This is a genomic window from Rhizobium sp. 11_C7_N12_5 (assembly GCF_051811145.1).
GTDB lineage: Bacteria > Pseudomonadota > Alphaproteobacteria > Rhizobiales > Rhizobiaceae > Rhizobium > Rhizobium lusitanum.
Genome location: NZ_JBPWPY010000001.1, coordinates 2866184 through 2885000, shown reverse-complemented (window position 1 = coordinate 2885000; position 18817 = coordinate 2866184). Strand labels below are relative to the sequence as shown.

The following is an 18817-nucleotide window of genomic DNA, read 5'->3' as shown; positions in this document are numbered from 1 at the left end:
CTTTGATCCATGGATCTCCGAATGGGGCAACCCACCTTAAATGCTTAGAAAATCATTTTGGTTGGCAATTGGCTCGAAGCCGTCAGGCTTCGCAAGGCCAAGGGCCGTCGCCGGTTATCCGGCGTAACGAACCAAAGTGGTTTCTAAGCATTGTTACAAGGTATCTTCATCTGAATAAAATAGGGTGTAAGAAGCGAACGCAGGGAACTGAAACATCTAAGTACCTGCAGGAAAGGACATCAACCGAGACTCCGCAAGTAGTGGCGAGCGAACGCGGACCAGGCCAGTGGCAATAAAGTTTAAAGTGGAAGAACCTGGAAAGGTTTGCCGTAGAGGGTGACAGCCCCGTACGCGTAAGAGACTTTATTGTCCTAGAGTAGGGCGGGACACGTGAAATCCTGTCTGAACATGGGGCGACCACGCTCCAAGCCTAAGTACTCGTGCATGACCGATAGCGAACCAGTACCGTGAGGGAAAGGTGAAAAGCACCCCGACAAGGGGAGTGAAATAGAACCTGAAACTGGATGCCTACAAACAGTCGGAGCCCGCAAGGGTGACGGCGTACCTTTTGTATAATGGGTCAACGACTTAGTGTAACAAGCAAGCTTAAGCCGGTAGGTGTAGGCGAAGCGAAAGCGAGTCTGAATAGGGCGGTATAGTTTGTTGCATTAGACCCGAAACCGAGTGATCTAGCCATGAGCAGGTTGAAGGTTGGGTAACACCAACTGGAGGACCGAACCCGCATCTGTTGCAATAGATTGGGATGACTTGTGGCTAGGGGTGAAAGGCCAATCAAACTCGGAAATAGCTGGTTCTCCGCGAAATCTATTTAGGTAGAGCGTCTGACGAATACCCCCGGGGGTAGAGCACTGGATGGGCTATGGGGACTCACCGTCTTACTGATCCTAACCAAACTCCGAATACCGGGGAGTACTATCAGGCAGACACACGGCGGGTGCTAACGTCCGTCGTGAAAAGGGCAACAACCCTAACCTCCAGCTAAGGTCCCCAAGTCATGGCTAAGTGGGAAAGGATGTGAGGATCCCAAAACAACCAGGATGTTGGCTTAGAAGCAGCCATCATTTAAAGAAAGCGTAACAGCTCACTGGTCTAGTCAAGGGTCTTTGCGCCGAAAATGTAACGGGGCTGAAGCCATGCACCGAAGCTGAGGATGTGCAGCAATGCACGTGGTAGCGGAGCGTTCCGTAAGCCAGTGAAGGGGTACCTGTGAGGGGCCCTGGAGGTATCGGAAGTGCGAATGTTGACATGAGTAACGATAAAGAGGGTGAGAGACCCTCTCGCCGAAAGACCAAGGGTTCCTGCTTAAAGTTAATCTGAGCAGGGTTAGCCGGCCCCTAAGACGAGGCGGACACGCGTAGTCGATGGGAACCACGTTAATATTCGTGGGCCTGGTGGTAGTGACGGATTGCTTAACTTGTTCACACTTATTGGATTGTGTGGGCGGGGACGCGGTTCCAGGAAATAGCTCCACCGTATAGACCGTACCCGAAACCGACACAGGTGGTCAGGTAGAGTATACCAAGGCGCTTGAGAGAACTATGTTGAAGGAACTCGGCAAATTGCACGCGTAACTTCGGAAGAAGCGTGACCCTTATATACGCAAGTATGTGAGGGTGGCACAGACCAGGGGGTAGCGACTGTTTACCAAAAACACAGGGCTCTGCGAAGTCGCAAGACGACGTATAGGGTCTGACGCCTGCCCGGTGCTGGAAGGTTAAGAGGAGGGGTGCAAGCTCTGAATCGAAGCCCCAGTAAACGGCGGCCGTAACTATAACGGTCCTAAGGTAGCGAAATTCCTTGTCGGGTAAGTTCCGACCTGCACGAATGGCGTAACGACTTCCCCGCTGTCTCCAACATAGACTCAGTGAAATTGAATTCCCCGTGAAGATGCGGGGTTCCTGCGGTCAGACGGAAAGACCCCGTGCACCTTTACTATAGCTTTACACTGGCATTCGTGTCGGCATGTGTAGGATAGGTGGTAGGCTTTGAAGCAGGGACGCCAGTTCTTGTGGAGCCATCCTTGAAATACCACCCTTATCGTCATGGATGTCTAACCGCGGTCCGTTATCCGGATCCGGGACAGTGTATGGTGGGTAGTTTGACTGGGGCGGTCGCCTCCGAAAGAGTAACGGAGGCGCGCGATGGTGGGCTCAGACCGGTCGGAAATCGGTCGTCGAGTGCAATGGCATAAGCCCGCCTGACTGCGAGACTGACAAGTCGAGCAGAGACGAAAGTCGGTCATAGTGATCCGGTGGTCCCGCGTGGAAGGGCCATCGCTCAACGGATAAAAGGTACGCCGGGGATAACAGGCTGATGACCCCCAAGAGTCCATATCGACGGGGTTGTTTGGCACCTCGATGTCGGCTCATCGCATCCTGGGGCTGGAGCAGGTCCCAAGGGTTTGGCTGTTCGCCAATTAAAGCGGTACGTGAGCTGGGTTCAGAACGTCGTGAGACAGTTCGGTCCCTATCTGCCGTGGGTGTAGGAATATTGACAGGATCTGTCCCTAGTACGAGAGGACCGGGATGGACATATCTCTGGTGGACCTGTTGTCCTGCCAAGGGCATAGCAGGGTAGCTACATATGGAATGGATAACCGCTGAAGGCATCTAAGCGGGAAACCAACCTGAAAACGAGTGTTCCCTATCAGAGCCGTGGAAGACTACCACGTTGATAGGCCGGGTGTGGAAGTGCGGCAACGCATGAAGCTTACCGGTACTAATAGCTCGATTGGCTTGATTGTTCTCATTGCCAGTGCTCATCACAGGCTGAATGCAACGCATTCATGCCTATACGCCGAACGCGCAAGCGTTCGTCCGCGTAGAGCAAACCAAAGACGTGTTCATAAAGACAAATGAAGTCTCAGACTTCGCCAGCTTCTCATAGGGCATAAACCGCTCAAGCGGTTTAGCCCGAAGTTGCGCTTTGCCGACCTGGTGGTTATGGCGGGGTGGCCGCACCCGTTCCCTTTCCGAACACGGCCGTGAAACGCCCCTGCGCCCATGGTACTTCGTCTTAAGACGCGGGAGAGTAGGTCGCTGCCAGGTCTGCCAAGCGCAACTCAGGCTAAATCGCATCGCGGTTTATGCCTAAATAATCTTCTCATCACACACGCGGTAAACTCGGAAGAGTTTATCGCTCAGCGGCTCCAGCCGTGCTACAATGGGCCGCACAAAGCGGCCTTTGCCGCTTCTGAAAGCAAGCAATTATCCCCTTGCGCACCTGAAATAAGGGCCAAGGGAAACAAGCGACAAATCGATCAGCGATTTGCGCTGGACGCGATAAGCCGAAAAGCGGCTTACGCTGGTAACGCGGGGTGGAGCAGCCCGGTAGCTCGTCAGGCTCATAACCTGAAGGCCGCAGGTTCAAATCCTGCCCCCGCAACCAAATCACCCAAATGCATATACTTCAAAACCGCACTCATCCAACGATCAAGGCGGGCTTTTGCGTTCGAGCCGAAACTTCGGGGAGGACGTGCCTAGGCAACATCAGCAGAGGTCGTGCGAGCAGCCGGATGCAGGGGCTGGCGGAAATCGGGTGGCTGACGATCGGATTCGGGAGCAAGGATCGGAGTGCGCCCGACAAGTTTCGGCGGCACGGTCGGGCAGGAGCAATTCGAGATGATGACCATGACCATATCCACACGCATGGCTGAACGCACCCCGACGCCGTCGGTAGCCGAGGACCCCCGCTGGGCGCGCATCGTTGCTCGCGACAAGGCGGCGGACGGCCATCTTTGGTATTCGGTCGGGACGACAGGGGTCTATTGCCGCCCGTCATGCCCGTCGCGCATCGCCAATCCCCAGAATGTCACGCTCCATGAGACGCTAGAGAGTGCGCGGGCGACCGGTTTCCGGCCCTGCAAGCGCTGCAATCCGGAGGGGCTCTCACTTGAATGCGAGAATGCGGCCCTTGTCGCCAAGGCATGCCGGATTATTGAGGAAAGTGAGGAGGAGCCCTCGCTTGAAGAGCTGGCAGACGCCGTCGGCCGGAGCTCCAGTTATTTCCATCGTATGTTCAAGGCCACGACCGGATTGACCCCGAAGAACTATGCCGTCGCCGATCGCTCGAAGAAGGTCCGCAAAGGCCTGGCAACCGGCAACAGCGTCACGGAAGCCATTTATGAAGCAGGGTTCAACTCCAGCGGCCGCTTTTACGAAAATTCGACCGGCATGCTCGGGATGACGCCCTCGCAATATCGTGCCGGTGGCATCGACGAGGAGATCAGGTTCGCGGTCGGCCAGTCATCGCTCGGTGCGATCCTCGTTGCGTCAAGCACAAAGGGCGTCGCTTCAATCCTGCTCGGGGATGACCCTGACGAGTTGGTCCGCAATCTTCAGGATCGCTTCCCGAACGCCCGCCTCATCGGAGCTGATCGCGACTATGAGGCCCTGATCGCGCGGGTTGTCGGCTTCGTCGAAGCTCCGGGGATCGGTCTGGATCTGCCGCTCGATGTCCGCGGCACAGCGTTCCAGCGTCGTGTGTGGCAGGCACTTCAGGAGATTCCTGTCGGCGAAACGGTTTCCTATGCCGAGATTGCCCGCCGCATCGGATCACCGAAATCGGTGCGGGCAGTCGCAGGCGCCTGCGCGGCGAACAACCTCGCTGTCGCCATTCCCTGCCACCGCGTGGTTCGCAATGACGGCGCGCTCTCGGGCTATGCCTGGGGCATCGAGCGCAAAGGTGCCCTGCTCGATCGGGAGTTATCCCGGTCAGCCTGACAGGCACGCAACGCCTGAAACAAGGAGCGTCTCACCGATGTTTTCGCGCGGCGGATTCGATGCAAGGACGAGCCGACGCCGGCCGCCCAGAACGGATGCGGCCATTGTCGCGCTCGCTGAGGACAATCCCGACAAGACGCTCGTCATGGCTCATATCGGCCAGCTCGTCGCCGATGGCTTTGCGGTCTGGGACGTGCTCGATAGCGGAGAGATCGAGGTCCGCTTCAATTCTGGCGAGACATTTTTGCTCGCTGAAACCACCATCCTGCGTCTGGTCTGATCGCTCGCCAAGAAGAGCGTCCATGCCGGGTGCGCGCGCCCGGCTTCTGTCTTTGCGCCATGTGCCGGCCAGATAGTTTCTCGATTTGAAAGCAAGGACCGGAGTTCGGGTGGCCTAAGTCCGGAGTAACTTTGATGCTGATAACAGAGCAAGGAGTTACGACGATGAACCTTATGATCTCCAGCGATGCCTTGCGGGCCATGCACCGGGCAAAAGCCACGGCTATATCAGCCGATATCCTTTTCTACGCCGTCGCCGGTTGCGCGCTGGGCAACGTGCTGGTCGCACGCAGTGCCAGGGGTGTCTGCGCGATCCTGCTCGGCGACACCGCCGAAGAACTGACGGCGGATCTCGCCCGCCGCTTCCCGCGGGCCTCGCTCGTTTCGAACGAAGCCGTGGTCAAGGACGATCTGGCGCAGGTGCTCCGCTACCTCGAGAGGCCGGCCGAGAGCCTTCATTTCACCCTCGACATGCGCGGGACATCGTTCCAGCGCCGCGTGTGGGAAAAGCTGAAGGCGATCCCTGTTGGCAAAACGGTGAGCTACATGGAGCTGGCTCGCTGGGTCGGCCCGCTGGCTAATCCCCGTGCGGTCGCCAGTGCCTGCGCCGCCAACCCGATCGCACTGGCCATTCCCTGCCACCGCGTCGTCCGCGGCAATGGCGACCTGGCCGGCTATCGCTGGGGCATCGAGCGCAAGCGCGTCCTCATCCAGAAGGAAGCCCTGGCATGAACTCTCATGTATCCACCGTCTCCCCAGCCTCTGCGGTGGCGTCCGCGGAGGCTCGGGTTGCCGCCTACGATTGGAAGGCGCTTGCCGGAGAGCTCGACAGCTTCGGCTGTGCCGTGCTGACGAAGCTGCTTGCGCCGGAGGAGTGCCGCGCGATCGCGGGGCTCTATCCCGACGAAAGCCACTTTCGCAGCCACGTCGTCATGGCGCGGCATGGTTTTGGCAAAGGCGAATATCGCTACTTCAGATACCCGCTGCCTGACCTGCTCGGCGGCTTGCGCACGGTGCTCTATCCGCACCTCGCTGATGTCGCCAATGAATGGAATGTGCGCATGGGGATCGATGAGCGCTATCCCGACGAGCATGCTTCGTTCCTGAAGCAGTGCCACGCCGCCGGCCAGATGCGCCCGACGCCGTTGTTGCTGCAATATGTCCCGGGCGATTTCAATTGCCTGCACCAGGATCTCTATGGCGATCTCGCATTTCCAATCCAGGTGGCAATCCTGCTTTCAGAACCTGGTCGGGACTTCACGGGCGGCGAATTCGCTCTGACCGAGCAGCGGCCGCGCATGCAAAGCCGCGTCGAGGTCGTGCCGCTTCGCCAGGGCGATGCCGTTGCCTTCGCGGTCCACAATCGCCCCGTGCGGGGTTCGAAGGGGAACTATCGTGTGAACCTGCGCCATGGCGTGAGCCGTGTCCGCTCCGGCATGCGGCACACGGTCGGGATCATCTTCCACGATGCCAGATGACAGAATAGCGAAGGCCGGCGTCGCGTTTTTGCGGCGCCGCCTTGCGATCACGTCGTCAGCCTTGTGCCCGCCTTGAAACGTCTGCCCAAGCTCCCAGGTCGCAAGCCGCTCGGCTACTGCTTCTGAGCGACGCCCAGAGGGATCTGGCCCAGGAATAATCTCAGCGGAGGCGACGGCGAGTGCCCGCGCCGGCGAGCGGAAAAGCGTGGCAAAAGAAAACCGCCCGCCTGGATGCCAGGCGGGCGGTTGTTCAATCCAGCTTTCCCGCAGCGACGGGGTGATCAGCTGCGCGGCTTGAGGTTCTCTGCATCGTAAAGCGGCTTGTAGCCGACACCGGCGACTTCGACGGGGTAGGTTTCGCCGAAATATTCGACCTTCAGCTTGCGGCCTTCCTGCGCGTAGGACCAGGGCAGGTAGGCGAGCGCGATATTCTTGCCGATGGTCGGGCCATAGGCGATCGACGTTGTGAAAGAACGGCGGCCGAGTTCGTCGACGAGCGTTTCGCCGGTTTCAGGGTCCATGACTGGCAGGATGCCGACCGGAAAGCGCGCCACACCCTTGGAGTCGGTGTTGTCGGTCACGACAAGCGTGCAGAGCATGGCCGGCTGATGATCGCGGGCGCGATATTCGAGATGCTTGGCCTTGCCGCGGAAGTCGGCATCCTTGACCTTCGGGCGGGCGAGATCGGCTTCGAGAAGATTATATTCCGTCAGCAGGTCGGCATTCTGCAGCCGGAGGCTCTTTTCCATGCGGCGGCTGTTGGCATAGGTTTCGACGCCGACGGCGATGGCGCCCGTGGAGCGCAGCGCGTCCCATACAGCCAAAGCGTCGCCATAGGCCATGTGCAGTTCCCAGCCCTGTTCGCCGACATAGGAAATGCGAAATGCCGTGACGTTCTTACCGGCGATGCGGATCTGCTTGATCGCGGCGAAGGGGAAGTTTTCCTGCGAGAGGATTTCCGGGGCTTCGACCACCTTCTGCAGGTTGGTGCGGGCGTTCGGTCCCCAGATGCCGATCGTGACGTAGCGTTCGGTGACATCGGTGATGGTGACGTCGAAACCCTTGTCCTCCGCGACGCGGCGCATGTAGTGGAAATCACGCGGGCCGGCATCGGCGCCGTCGATGAGCCGGCAGCGGTCGGCCATGCGGATCACGGTGAAGTCGGCCCGCACCATGCCCTCGTCATCGAGGAAGTGGGTATAGATGCCCTTGCCGATATTTGCATCGCCGCCGATTTTTGCCGCGCAAAGCCATTCCAGCAGCTCGACATGATCGGGGCCTTCGATGTCATACATGGCGAAGTGCGAGAGGTTGATGATGCCGCAGTCTTCGCTCAGCGCGAGATGTTCGGCATTGGAAACGCGCCAGAAATGGCGGTTGTCCCATTCGCTTGCACGCACAGGCACCCGGTCGCCGTATTTTTCCAGTAGGTGCTCGTTTGCGGCATAGCCATGGGCGCGTTCCCAGCCGCCGAGCTCCATGAAATAGCCGCCGAGCTCCTTCTCGCGCTCCCAGAAAGGCGAGCGGCGAACACTGCGGCCGGTCGCGTAGGGCTCGCGGGGATGGACGGCCGGATTGTAGATCTTCTGTGCCGCCTCGGTGCAGCGACCCTCGATGAACTTTTCTTCCAGCATGTGCGGATAGAAGCGGGAATAGTCGATCCTGTTGTGGTCGATCGGGGTGCGACCGTCGGTCATCCAGTCGGCGACGAGCTTGCCGAAGCCCGGGCCATCCTTCACCCAGATGGCGACGCAGTACCACAAGCCTCTGACCTTCTGGCTTTCGCCGACGGAAGGGCCGCCATCGGTCGTCACCTGCAGCAGGCCGTTGAAGGAATGGCCTTCATTGTAGCCAAGCTCGCCGAGGATCGGCGTCAGCTCCATGGCGCGTTCCAGCGGCTCGATGATCTGTTCCATTTCGAGATCGCGCTGCGAGGGCGAAAGACGGGCTTCGTGCTTTTCGAGCAGGTCGCGCGGATGGCAGAGGCGCGGGTTTTTCTCTTCGTAATAGCCCCATTCGATCTGGCCGCCTTCGGCGGTCTTGGGGTCGCCGGTGTCGCGCATATAGGCGGAGTTGCCCTGGTCGCGCATCAGCGGGAAGCCGATTTCCTTGCCCGTGCCGGCAAACTCGTTGTAGGGGCCGAAGAAGGTCAGCGGGTGATCGACAGGCATGACCGGCAGGTCTTCGCCAACCATCTCGGCGATCAGCCGGCCCCAGAGACCGGCGCAGACGATCACGTATTCCGCCTCGATCGTGCCGCGATGGGTGACGACGCCGCTGATACGGCCGTCCTTGACGATCAGCGACTGGGCAGGCGTATTGGCGAAGGAGAGGAGCTTGCCGCTCTTTTCGCCCTGATCGATCAGCTTGCCGGCAACTGTCTGCGAGCGCGGAATGACCAGGCCGGCATCCGGATCCCACATGCCGCCCTGCACCATGCTTTCCTCGATCAGCGGGAATTTCTCCTTGATCTCGGAGGGCTCGACCAGGCTTACGCGCGTGCCGAAGGCCTTGCCCGAGGTCACCTTGCGCTTGATTTCCGCCATGCGGTCGTCGTCGCCGACGCGGGCGACTTCGAGGCCGCCGACACGGGCATAGTGGCCGAGCTTATCGTAGAAATCGATGGAATAGAGGGTCGTCCAGCAGGAGAGGAAATCGTGGCTGGTCGTGTAGCAGAAGTCGGAGGCGTGTGCCGTCGAGCCGATATCTGTCGGGATGCCGGATTTATCGATGCCGACAATATCGTCCCAGCCGCGCTCGATCAGATGGTGGGCGATCGAGGCGCCGACGATACCGCCGAGCCCGATGATGACGACCTTCGCCTTTTGAGGAAATACTGCCATTGCGTGCGACCCTGATTGATACTGAAAACGGATTTTATGATGTGCGCGGCGGCGACCAGAGCCTGTCTACGACATATTCAAGATGCTTGCACGACGACCGCGACGCCGTTCAGCTTGGGAAGCGGGGGATTTCGTTGTCATGATCATGGCCAATGATGTCGCAAAGGCGACGGCATGCCCCCACTGCATTATTGCGGGATGGATTGCATCATGATCTCACGGCGCAAAATCGGGCCTTCGTCGCCGAAATAGGTCGTCAGCAGCTTTGGGAAATCATCCGATTGGTAGACGTCCGTCAGGGTCTGATCCACGAGCAGGCGAAAGGCTGAGTCATCCTGCTTGAGCGCAATTCCGTAGGGCTCGTGCGTGAACAGGCGATTGCCGATCGCGAGCGCCGAAGGATTGCGGGCACGCGATGCAAGATCGAAGAGCAGTGCGCGATCTGCGAAATAGGCATCAATCTTGTGGCCTTCGAGAGCGGCGAGGCCATCCTGATGCGTGGCAAAATCGGCAATCCGCGTTTTCGGCACATCGGAGCCCAGCGCTTCGCGCAGCGTCGCGCCCGTCGTCGTGTCGGAACGGACGCCGATCGTGCTTGTCGCCGGCGCTTGCTTGCTGGAGGCGAGCGTCGGACGCTTGTCGAGGAAGAGCATCATCAGATAGTCGGGCGAATCCTTGCGCAACAGGGCGCTCGCACCCGTCAGGAAGATCGGCTGCGAGAAATCGACGCTCTGGCGTCTGGCAAGATTGATAGTCAAGGCGCCGCAGAGAAGGTCGACCCGGCCGTCCTTCACCGCGTTGAAGCCATCGGCCAGGGTGGTTTCGACGTAATCGCGCTTCAGGTTAGTTACCTTGCGCCCGACCGCGTCGGCGATTTTGCCGCAGAGGTCAACGGCGTATCCCGTGGGACTGCCATCCTTCTTCTTGGAGGAGAACGGGGCTTCGTCGTTGATGTAGCCGATGCGGATCGTGCCTTTTTGCGCGACAAGATCGAGTGTCTGCGCGGCTGCCGCCGCATAGGCAGAAATACCGAGGGCAACGCCTGCGAGAATCCATCGTCTCATGCAATTCGCCGGCATGGTCCTGATCTCCGAAAGAATGGTGGCGATCGCAAAGGCTTACCGCAGATTATGATCTGACGGAGGTTTGTCAACGGCGGATTGTCTCCGGCACTTTTCCGGTCGAACAAGGGTGGTGGACGCACCCTTGTTTGCAAAGCCCGGCCTCTATCGAGACAGGTCGTGGCGGTCGATCCAGCCGGAAATGGCAGCGGCGATCGCCTCCGGCTGGTCTTCGGGTGCGATATGTCTGGCCGGACCGCAATTCTCGACCTCCAGATTGGCCACGTTGGCACGACACCAGGCTGTCATCGCCTCGCCGATCAGCAGGGTTTCCGCCGGGCCGTCGAAGGTCAGCAACAGCTTGGGGACATCTGTGCTTTCCGCCAGCCAGACATCATAGGCTTCGATCCGTGCGACGACATCGGCCGGCTCGCCTTCGATCGGCATCGCGCGCGGCCAGGCAAGCAAAGGCCGTCGGCTTTCGCGCGTCGGGTGGGGTGCGCGGTAGACGGCGTGATCTTCAGGGCTGAGGCCGTTGAGAACCGTGGCCTTCAGCGCCTGCTCGATGAAGAAATTCTCGTCCAGAACCTTCGTTTCACCTGTGCCCGGCGAGCGCAGCGCTTCATAGCGAGGGCGTGCGTTCGGGAGATCGTCCCAGGTCATCGGCCTCATGATCGTTTCCATGAAGGCGATGCCGCGCACGCGCTCGGGATGGCGGGCAGCCCAGTCGAAGGCGAGGGCGCCACCCCAGTCATGGCCGACCAGCACGACGCCGTCGAGCGCCAGCGCGTCGAACCAGGCGTCGAGATGGCAGGCATGATCGTCAAAACTGTAAGCAATATCGGGCTTGCCGGAGCGGCCCATGCCGATGAGATCGGGCGCAAGGCGGCGGGCCGGCGCAGCTATGGCAGGCACGATATGCCGCCAGAGATAGGACGAGGTGGGATTGCCATGCAGAAATACCAAAGGCGTTCCCGTTCCTGCATCCTCGTAGAAGATCGTCGAGTCCAGCACGTTGAGCACGGGCATGCGGGGTATCCTCTCTCGAAAGGAAATGGTAAGGTACCTGTCCATCTATCATAATAGTCAGGGGCCTGTCTATATTCATGGAAAATTGCGTTCCCACCCGTCTGTCCTTGGGTCTGCTGCTGCGGCTCGTGCACCAGCATTGGACACAGGATGTCGAAGCCGCACTTGAAGAAGCCGGCTTCGGCGATATCCGCCCGCCACATGCCAATGTCTTCACTTTCGCCCGCCCGGAGGGAATTCAGGTGAGCGAACTCACAAAGCTCGCCCATGTCCGCAAGCAGACGATGACGCAGGCGGTGGAAGAGCTCGAGCGCCTGGGTTACGTCGAACGCCGGCCGGATCCCAACGACCGGCGTGCGCGGCTGGTTTTCCTCACGGAGCGCGGCGAAGGCGTGCGGCCGGTCGCGATGGCCACCGGCCGCCTGGTGGACCAGCGTTGGTCCGATATGGCCGGGACGAAAGAGATCGAGGGGATCAAGCAAGCTTTGCAGGCCTTGCTTGAAAAGCTGCGCAGCGGCGATGGAAATGCCGCCGAGCCGATAGACGGGGCCGGCACCTAAGCTGCCACTGCCATCATTGGTGGTCGGCTCGATATCACGAAGAGTTTCGTTACCCCGGCGCGATTTCTGGCCTATCTATTTTGCATCATCGTCAACCCATGGGAACGCGATGCAGGAGAGGAATTTGATGCGACAGGTAAGCGCTACGATGCGGAAAGCGTGCTTTGTTTTCGGCGCCGGTCTGGCAGTCCTTTGTGCGGTCGTAAGTCCCGTGATTACCTCGCCGGCGGCGGCGGAGACGATCATCGACGATTGGCACAACGTAAAGCCGCCGGCACCGCCGCAATTGAAGCCGGTCACGGTCGACCTCAAGACGACCGCATTGCTGATCCTCGATTTCAACGGCGCACAGGACCCGACCAAGGGGCCCTGCAACAAGAACACCAAGCCGCGGTGCCTTGCTTCCGTGCCGAAGGTCAAAACCCTGCTCGACCAGGCGCGCGCCAAGGAAATGCTTGTCGTCTTCAGCCTGGCCGGCGCCGGCGAGCCGCAGGATATCGCCACGGCTCTGGCACCGCTGGCAAGCGAGCCGATCGTCAAGTCCGGTGCCGACAAGTTCATCGGCACCAATCTGCGCAGTATCCTGGCCGACAAGGGCATCAAGACGGTCATCGTCACCGGCACGGCCTCGGAAGGCGCGGTGCTCGATACCGCGACGGATGCCGCTTTGAACGGCATGAACATCATCCTGCCAGTCGATGGCATGTCCTCCACCGAGCTCTATGGCGAGCAGTATGTGGCTTGGCATATGGTCAACGCACCGGGTGTCGCGCAGAAGACGACGCTGACCAGCATCGATATGATCAAGTTCTGATCCGGTAACGACTCGATGGAAACATCCCGCGTTCCAATGCGATAGCGGGATGTCGGTTCGGCTTACCTAGGCCAGACTTCGTCGAACAGGTTCAGAAGGCGCTTCCAGTGCCTTTCGGCGCCGGTCTCGTCGTAAACGCCATGGTGGTCGGGCACGGTCCATCCATGCGCCATGCCGATATAGTTTTCGATGATGTGGTCGACGCCACCAGTGCGGAGCGCCTCGGCAAGGCGGGCGGATTGTTCCGGCGGAAAGCTGTTGTCGACGCCGGCAACGCCGACATAGACGCGCGCCTTGATATCGGCCGCAAGGCGGTGCGGGCTGTCTTCCGCGTCGCTGGCGAGATTGCCGCCGTGAAAGCTGGCCGCCGCTGCGATGCGGTCGGGATAGGTCGCAGCAGCGGTCAGCGCGCGGCCTCCACCCATGCAGTATCCGACCGTGCCGACCGGGCCTTTGGCCCCGGCGGCTGATAGGGCATCGAGAAAGGCGGCGCTGTCGCGCTTGGTCATTTCCTGTGTCGTTCCGCGCAGCATCGTCATGATCGTTTCACGAGATGCCGGGTTGCCGAAGGCACTGCCGTCGAAGGGGCCATAAGCGCCGAAGCGGTAGAAGAGATCGGGAAGCAGCACGATGTGGCCGGCATCGGCGAGGCGCTGCGCCATGCTGTCAAGGGAGGAGCGCGGACCCATGGCATCCATGTAGAAGATCACGCCATGTTCGGCCGGAGCGCCATTGTCGGGGCGGAAGAGGGCGGCTTTGACGACCCCGTCGGCCATCTTGATGTCGACGTCTTGTTTCATCCTCGTATCCCTTGCGATCCCTGTTGTCTGTTTATCTTCCCTGCGCGGCGGGCACTTTGGCAAATGGCCGACAGGCGCTCAATAGCATTCCTTGCCGAAAGTGATACGACCGGCGGATCGCCGATCAACATCTCTTGAGTTTCCGTATCCGTCCGCCATGACATAGTATCGCCGGCAACCGCGGCTATGTGCCGGACCTTTGGAGGATAAGTTTTGATGTCTTTTCGCCAGATGGTTCCCGGCTTGATACTGGCCTTCTCGTTGATATCGACGCCTGCCTTTGCCGCGCCGCCGGAGCAGGCTCGTGGTGAGCCGGGTGGTGGTGGCGTCCTATCGCTCCTGCCGCCCGACGCGGTGAGCGACCACGTGTTGGATGCCGACGGCAAGAGCATGGCCTATACGGCGACGGCTGGAACGCTCGATCTCTTCGGTCAGGACGGTCAGCGCAGTGCGGCGATCTTCTATACCGCCTATGTCGCGAAAAACCGGAATGCAGGTCGGCCCATCACCTTCGTATTCAACGGCGGGCCAGGGGCAGCATCCGCCTTTCTCAATCTCGGGCTTGTCGGACCGCGTATCCTCGATTTCGGGCCTGATGGCCGTGATGGCGCCAATGCCAAGCTGGTCGACAATCCGCAGAGCTGGCTCAATTTCACCGATCTTGTGCTGATCGATCCGATCGGCACGGGTTGGAGCCGGGCGGTGAAGCCGGATGACCAGAATGAATTCTACACGGTCGAAAGCGATGCCGAAAGCCTCGCCAAGGCGATCGCCCTTTACGTCGCCCATAACGGTCGCGCCGCGTCGCCGAAGTATATTCTTGGCGAAAGCTATGGCGGGTTTCGCTCGGTCAAGGTCGCCAACAGCCTACGCGAGGATCAAGGTATCCTGATCTCCGGCATCGTCATGCTTTCGCCCTTGCTCGAGGGCCGGCTGGTCTTTGGCGGCGGCGACGATGCGCTTAGTGCTGCCTTGGAGCTGCCCTCGCTGGCAGCCGCCCAGCTCGAGCGGCAGAATGCTTTCAGCGACAAGGCGGTTCAAGATGCCCAGGCTTTCGCTCTGAACGAATATCTGCCTGTTCTTGCCGGGCCGCCGCCCTCCGGCGATGCCGGCCGGGCCTTTTATGGTCGGGTCGCAAAACTGACCGGCATCCCCGAGGATGTCGTTGCCAAGAACCAGGGTTTTCTCGGTAGCGTCTATCGGAAACATTCCGACGGCGATGGCGCGGAGGTGGCGAGTGCCTACGATGCTTCCTTCCTGGCGCCCGACCCCTATCCTCAGTCCGACGCCGAGCATGGCGGCGACCCGATCCTTGACGGTTTCGTCCGCGCCTATGGCGGTGCGTTTTCGAGCTATGCGCGTGATGAGTTGGGCTTCCACACCGATATGACCTACACGCTGCTGTCGACCTCGGTGAACAGGCAGTGGAAATGGGGTGGGCGAAACGACGGCGGCTCGCGCCTCAGCGCCGGCGTCACCGACGATCTCAAGGAACTGCTGTCGCTGTCATCGTCCTTCCGCCTCATGGTGGGGCAGGGCTACAGCGACCTCGTCATTCCCTTCGGCGTCAGTAAATATGTGCTCGACCACATGCCATCGGCCTTTGCCGATCGCGTGGCGCTGAAACTCTACCGCGGCGGTCATATGTTCTACACCCGGCCGACATCACGCGAGCAGTTCACGACGGATGCCAAGGCGTTCTTTGCCCCGCAGCCTCCGGCCGCGCCGGCCGTGAAATCGAACTAAGCAATTCCAGGAAAAGTGTGCAGCGGTTTTCCGTCCGAAATTGAGCAACAACAATAGCATAGAGCGGTGAGGCGGTTCCGTGAACGCTTCATCGCTCTAGTCGTGCTGCTGCAACTGAAAGAGATGCTTGATGCGCGAGCTCAGCGAACTGACGGGAGCGCCGTTGACCAGGATATCGGTGTTGGCGAACAGATGGCGTTCGGCCTCGATGCGCTTCGCCATGATGGCGCCCAGCTCTTCGGCGAGGGCGGGTCTGTCATGCAAGAGCGGCGACAGGCAGTCCTCGCCGATTTCATAGGTGACGACAAAGGTCAGGGCGCGGACCGTCCCGACTTCGCCTGTTCCCATCAACAGGCCGTTTTCGCCGAAATAATCGCCAGGCGCGAGCCGCGTCAGCTCGATCTGCCGATGCCCCTCGCGGCGGGTGATGCTGACGACGCCCGATCGCACGATCGTCAGCGCGCGAAGCTGTGCGTCCTGTTCGGCGATGACCGCATCCTTGCGATAAGTGCGGCGCTGCATGTGCGATGCCAGATGCTCTTTTTCGTCCTCGGTCAACGATGAGAACAGCGGGATGTTGCTGACCAGCCGCCATGGCGTTCCGGGAGCGTGCTGCTGCTCGCCCGATGCTTCTGCCTTGTGTTCCGCCGGAATGACGATCGTATCGGAAGGGCCGGCGAGTTTCAGGCCCGCCGCCTTCGAATGGCGGTAAAGGAGGTCGTAGATCTCGTTCTTTGCGGCCATCGTCTGCGATATATCGCGCACGCGGAACGTCAGCTGTAGTTCGATTGCCTGTCCGTCGACGGAATTGATGGCGACGCTGGGTTCGGGGGTCTTCTGGATCGAGTTGCAACTGATCAGCACGCTTTGCATCACATCGACGACGACGCTTGGCAGGGTGGTCGGCTGAACGCGTACGGTGACGGTGGCGCCGTGGCTCTCGTCGGGCGAGGAGAGATTGGTCAGCCGCGTCTTGGCAAGGACGCTGTTCGGGATGACGACCAGATCGTTGGTGCCGTTCAGCAGCTGCGTGGCCCGCCAGTTGGTTTCCACGACACGGCCTTGAATATCGTTTTCGAGGACGATCCAGTCGCCGACGGAATAGGGCCGCCCGAGATTGAGCGCGATGCCGGAGAAGACATCGCTCAACGTGCTCTGCAATGCCAGGCCGAGAATGATGGCGAACACGCCGGAGGTGGCGATCAGCGTGCCCACCGGAACGCTGAAGACGTCGGCGACAATGGAAAGAATGGCGCCGAGATAGATAACGCCGACGATCAGATCCTGCAGCAGCCGGCCCTCGCGCGGCTTGCGCTCGAAGATAAGGAACAGGCGCACGCAGGCGATCAGCACCCAGGCACCGTTGATCCACCAGATGATCTTGGCGAAGCCGGTGAAGGTGCGCAACGACACCGACACCTGCGGCGGGCTCGGCTCGTAGGGTATGATGCCGTGATAGAGCAGAAGCACGGTCAGGCAGACGAAAAAGATAGCCTGGCCTATCAGCCGCCCGGCGCGCTGATGGCGCAGCATGACACGGCTGACGAATGTGCCGATGACCACCAGGATGCAGAACTGGACGATCGGATCATCGAGAAGTGCAAGAGACATGGGGGTTTGGCCGCACTCAATCTATCGGATGGGCGCTAAATTGGCATGAAAGAGTTTACAATGCCATATAGCGACGAACTGCGACATCTTCGATGCAGCCAAGCCAAGTCTTCGGTGCAAGTGTCCCGACGGACTTGATCCCGCGACCGAAGCCTTGATAATTGGATGACGATTATCATCTTACATCTGTCATCCCGTCCTGCTATCAGCCTTCGACGGCGCACCTCCCGGCGCTTCGACATCATCAAGGAATACCCATGACACAGTCTTTTGTGATTAGCGGCGATTTGCTGATCGGCGCAGAGTCGACCGGCGACAACAGAACCGCGCACGCCATCAACCCGGCGACCGGCGCAAATCTCGAGCCGGCTTTTGCGATTGCGAGCGAGGCCGACGTGGCAAGGGCCTGCGAATTGGCCGGCCAGGCTTTCGACGTCTACCGCGCGACCAGCCCGGAGGAACGGGCGGCATTTCTCGAAAAGATCGCTGACAATATCATCGATATCGGCGATGCGCTGATCGAGCGGGCAACGGAAGAGACCGGCCTGCCGGTGGCACGTCTGCAGGGTGAGCGCGCCCGCACAGTCGGCCAGCTTCGGCTGTTTGCGCAGGTGGTTCGTTCCGGCGAATGGCTCGATCTCCGCGTCGACCCGGCATTGCCGGAGCGCAAGCCGTTGCCGCGGCCCGATCTGCGCCTGCGTCAGATCCCGCTCGGCCCCGTCGCCGTCTTCGGCGCCAGCAATTTCCCGCTCGCCTTCTCGGTCGCCGGGGGTGATACCGCGTCCGCGCTTGCCGCCGGGTGCCCGGTCGTCGTCAAGGGGCATCTCGCCCATCCGGGCACGGGCGAGCTTGTGGGACGCGCCATCCGCGCTGCCGTTGCGGCCTGCGGCCTGCCTGAAGGGACTTTTTCGCTGCTGACCGGCGCCAACGAAACAGGCGCGGCGCTGGTGCGCGATCCGCGTATCAAGGCTGTCGGCTTCACCGGCTCGCGCGGCGGCGGCCTGGCGCTCGGCGCCATCGCCGCGGCCCGGCCGGAGCCGATTCCTGTTTATGCCGAGATGAGCAGCGTCAATCCCGTCTTCCTCTTTCCGGCGGCGCTTGCGGCGCGCGCCGAAGCGATCGGCACGGGCTTCATCGAATCCCTGACCCTCGGCGCCGGCCAATTCTGCACCAATCCCGGCTTGCTCTTCGCCATCGATGGCCCCGATCTCGATCGCTTTATCGAGGCTGCCAGCGCGGTACTGACCGGTCGCGCGCCGGCGCCGATGCTGACGCCGGGCATTCACGCCGCCTTCGACAAGGGCGTGGCTGCGCTCGCGGAGCATGAGGCGGTCAAGACCGTCGCTCATGGCGCACCGGCCGAGGGAGTCAACCGCAGCCCCGGCATCTTCTTCGAGACCGATGTCGAGCCTTTCCTTGCCGACGAGCGGCTCGGGCATGAGGTCTTCGGCGCGGCGGGCCTGCTGGTGCGCTGCAAGGACATCGACCAGATGATTGCGGTTGCCGAAAAGCTTGAGGGCCAGCTGACCGCCACGTTGCAGATCGAGGCTGGCGACCATGCCGTCGCCGCAAAGCTGCTGCCGGTGCTGGAGCGCAAGGCCGGACGCATTCTCGCCAACGGCTGGCCGACCGGCGTGGAAGTCTCCCATGCCATGGTACATGGCGGACCGTTCCCGGCAACATCGGACAGCCGCACGACGTCGGTCGGCACGCTCGCCATCCGTCGCTTCCTGCGTCCGGTATCCTATCAGGATCTGCCGGAAGGGATGTTGCCGGCCGAACTGAGGGATGAAGGCATCAAGACGCTGCCGCATCTGCTGGATGGCGTGCGCAAGGCACATTGAAGGCTGGAGA

The 18817-nt window shown here is 60.5% G+C and carries 13 protein-coding genes, 1 tRNA gene and 2 rRNA genes (1 of these 16 only partly in view); 11 read left to right on the top strand and 5 right to left on the bottom strand.

All coding sequences use genetic code 11. From position 1 onward, the window contains the following. From AB8B29_RS14180 to AB8B29_RS14150, 7 genes are all read left to right on the top strand, one after another. Nucleotides 1–2764: ribosomal RNA gene (locus tag AB8B29_RS14180) — 23S ribosomal RNA — on the top strand; it begins 97 nt to the left of the window's first position. 189 nt (nucleotides 2765–2953) lie between these two features. Beyond that, nucleotides 2954–3068 (top strand): 5S ribosomal RNA (gene rrf, locus AB8B29_RS14175). A gap of 263 nt (nucleotides 3069–3331) precedes the next feature. Next, nucleotides 3332–3408, top strand: a tRNA-Met gene (locus AB8B29_RS14170). Nucleotides 3409–3644: 236 nt separating this feature from the next. Continuing rightward, the gene (gene ada, locus AB8B29_RS14165; protein WP_047562259.1) at nucleotides 3645–4742 is read left to right on the top strand and encodes a bifunctional DNA-binding transcriptional regulator/O6-methylguanine-DNA methyltransferase Ada; all 1098 of its coding nucleotides are present in this window, start codon (nucleotides 3645–3647) and stop codon (nucleotides 4740–4742) included. A 37-nt stretch (nucleotides 4743–4779) separates the two neighbouring features. Continuing rightward, nucleotides 4780–5022, top strand: coding sequence for a hypothetical protein (locus AB8B29_RS14160; RefSeq protein WP_052212700.1), 243 nt, complete (start codon nucleotides 4780–4782; stop codon nucleotides 5020–5022). A gap of 164 nt (nucleotides 5023–5186) precedes the next feature. Further along, nucleotides 5187–5753: a methylated-DNA--[protein]-cysteine S-methyltransferase gene (locus AB8B29_RS14155; RefSeq protein WP_112440652.1), complete on the top strand. Its 567-nt coding sequence runs from the start codon at nucleotides 5187–5189 to the stop codon at nucleotides 5751–5753. Next, entirely contained in the window at nucleotides 5750–6499 is a 750-nt protein-coding gene (locus AB8B29_RS14150; protein WP_113119081.1) for a 2OG-Fe(II) oxygenase, read from the top strand. Before AB8B29_RS14155 ends, AB8B29_RS14150 begins: the two co-directional genes overlap by 4 nt. A 281-nt stretch (nucleotides 6500–6780) precedes the next feature. Here AB8B29_RS14150 and AB8B29_RS14145 read toward each other — a convergent pair whose 3' ends face one another. From AB8B29_RS14145 to AB8B29_RS14135, 3 genes are all read right to left on the bottom strand, one after another. Continuing rightward, nucleotides 6781–9342: a GcvT family protein gene (locus AB8B29_RS14145; RefSeq protein WP_112440656.1), complete on the bottom strand. Its 2562-nt coding sequence runs from the start codon at nucleotides 9340–9342 to the stop codon at nucleotides 6781–6783. 188 nt (nucleotides 9343–9530) lie between these two features. Then, complete coding sequence (locus tag AB8B29_RS14140; RefSeq protein WP_037199998.1) at nucleotides 9531–10421, bottom strand: amino acid ABC transporter substrate-binding protein; 891 nt, start codon at nucleotides 10419–10421, stop codon at nucleotides 9531–9533. A 147-nt stretch (nucleotides 10422–10568) separates the two neighbouring features. Then, nucleotides 10569–11432, bottom strand: coding sequence for a haloalkane dehalogenase (locus AB8B29_RS14135; RefSeq protein ID WP_037200000.1), 864 nt, complete (start codon nucleotides 11430–11432; stop codon nucleotides 10569–10571). A 77-nt stretch (nucleotides 11433–11509) separates the two neighbouring features. On the opposite strand from AB8B29_RS14135, the gene AB8B29_RS14130 reads away from it, so the two are divergent. Beyond that, a complete protein-coding gene (locus AB8B29_RS14130; protein ID WP_037200001.1) occupies nucleotides 11510–11992 on the top strand; it encodes a MarR family winged helix-turn-helix transcriptional regulator in 483 nt (160 codons plus the stop codon). Between the two features lie 127 nt (nucleotides 11993–12119). Continuing rightward, nucleotides 12120–12806, top strand: coding sequence for an isochorismatase family protein (locus AB8B29_RS14125; protein ID WP_037200002.1), 687 nt, complete (start codon nucleotides 12120–12122; stop codon nucleotides 12804–12806). 62 nt (nucleotides 12807–12868) lie between these two features. Here AB8B29_RS14125 and AB8B29_RS14120 read toward each other — a convergent pair whose 3' ends face one another. Further along, entirely contained in the window at nucleotides 12869–13606 is a 738-nt protein-coding gene (locus AB8B29_RS14120) for a dienelactone hydrolase family protein (RefSeq protein WP_113119080.1), read from the bottom strand. Between the two features lie 216 nt (nucleotides 13607–13822). On the opposite strand from AB8B29_RS14120, the gene AB8B29_RS14115 reads away from it, so the two are divergent. Further along, entirely contained in the window at nucleotides 13823–15352 is a 1530-nt protein-coding gene (locus AB8B29_RS14115) for a S10 family serine carboxypeptidase-like protein (RefSeq protein WP_113119079.1), read from the top strand. A 96-nt stretch (nucleotides 15353–15448) separates the two neighbouring features. On the opposite strand, the gene AB8B29_RS14110 is transcribed toward AB8B29_RS14115, so the two are convergent. Next, nucleotides 15449–16963: a mechanosensitive ion channel family protein gene (locus tag AB8B29_RS14110; protein WP_037200009.1), complete on the bottom strand. Its 1515-nt coding sequence runs from the start codon at nucleotides 16961–16963 to the stop codon at nucleotides 15449–15451. Between the two features lie 257 nt (nucleotides 16964–17220). Here AB8B29_RS14110 and AB8B29_RS14105 point away from each other — a divergent pair, with 257 nt between their 5' ends. After that, entirely contained in the window at nucleotides 17221–18807 is a 1587-nt protein-coding gene (locus AB8B29_RS14105) for an aldehyde dehydrogenase (NADP(+)) (RefSeq protein ID WP_037200010.1), read from the top strand. The last annotated feature ends 10 nt before the right edge of the window (nucleotides 18808–18817 follow it).

Bases quoted from the DNA above. Each gene is read 5' to 3' on its own strand.
- AB8B29_RS14160 (WP_052212700.1), top strand. From the start codon at position 4,780: ATGTTTTCGCGCGGCGGATTCGATGCAAGGACGAGCCGACGCCGGCCG.
- AB8B29_RS14115 (WP_113119079.1), top strand. From the start codon at position 13,823: ATGTCTTTTCGCCAGATGGTTCCCGGCTTGATACTGGCCTTCTCGTTG.
- AB8B29_RS14155 (WP_112440652.1), top strand. From the start codon at position 5,187: ATGAACCTTATGATCTCCAGCGATGCCTTGCGGGCCATGCACCGGGCA.
- AB8B29_RS14110 (WP_037200009.1), bottom strand. From the start codon at position 16,963: ATGTCTCTTGCACTTCTCGATGATCCGATCGTCCAGTTCTGCATCCTG.
- AB8B29_RS14140 (WP_037199998.1), bottom strand. From the start codon at position 10,421: ATGCCGGCGAATTGCATGAGACGATGGATTCTCGCAGGCGTTGCCCTC.
- ada (WP_047562259.1), top strand. From the start codon at position 3,645: ATGACCATGACCATATCCACACGCATGGCTGAACGCACCCCGACGCCG.
- AB8B29_RS14130 (WP_037200001.1), top strand. From the start codon at position 11,510: ATGGAAAATTGCGTTCCCACCCGTCTGTCCTTGGGTCTGCTGCTGCGG.
- AB8B29_RS14150 (WP_113119081.1), top strand. From the start codon at position 5,750: ATGAACTCTCATGTATCCACCGTCTCCCCAGCCTCTGCGGTGGCGTCC.
- AB8B29_RS14125 (WP_037200002.1), top strand. From the start codon at position 12,120: ATGCGACAGGTAAGCGCTACGATGCGGAAAGCGTGCTTTGTTTTCGGC.
- AB8B29_RS14145 (WP_112440656.1), bottom strand. From the start codon at position 9,342: ATGGCAGTATTTCCTCAAAAGGCGAAGGTCGTCATCATCGGGCTCGGC.
- AB8B29_RS14105 (WP_037200010.1), top strand. From the start codon at position 17,221: ATGACACAGTCTTTTGTGATTAGCGGCGATTTGCTGATCGGCGCAGAG.
- AB8B29_RS14120 (WP_113119080.1), bottom strand. From the start codon at position 13,606: ATGAAACAAGACGTCGACATCAAGATGGCCGACGGGGTCGTCAAAGCC.
- AB8B29_RS14135 (WP_037200000.1), bottom strand. From the start codon at position 11,432: ATGCCCGTGCTCAACGTGCTGGACTCGACGATCTTCTACGAGGATGCA.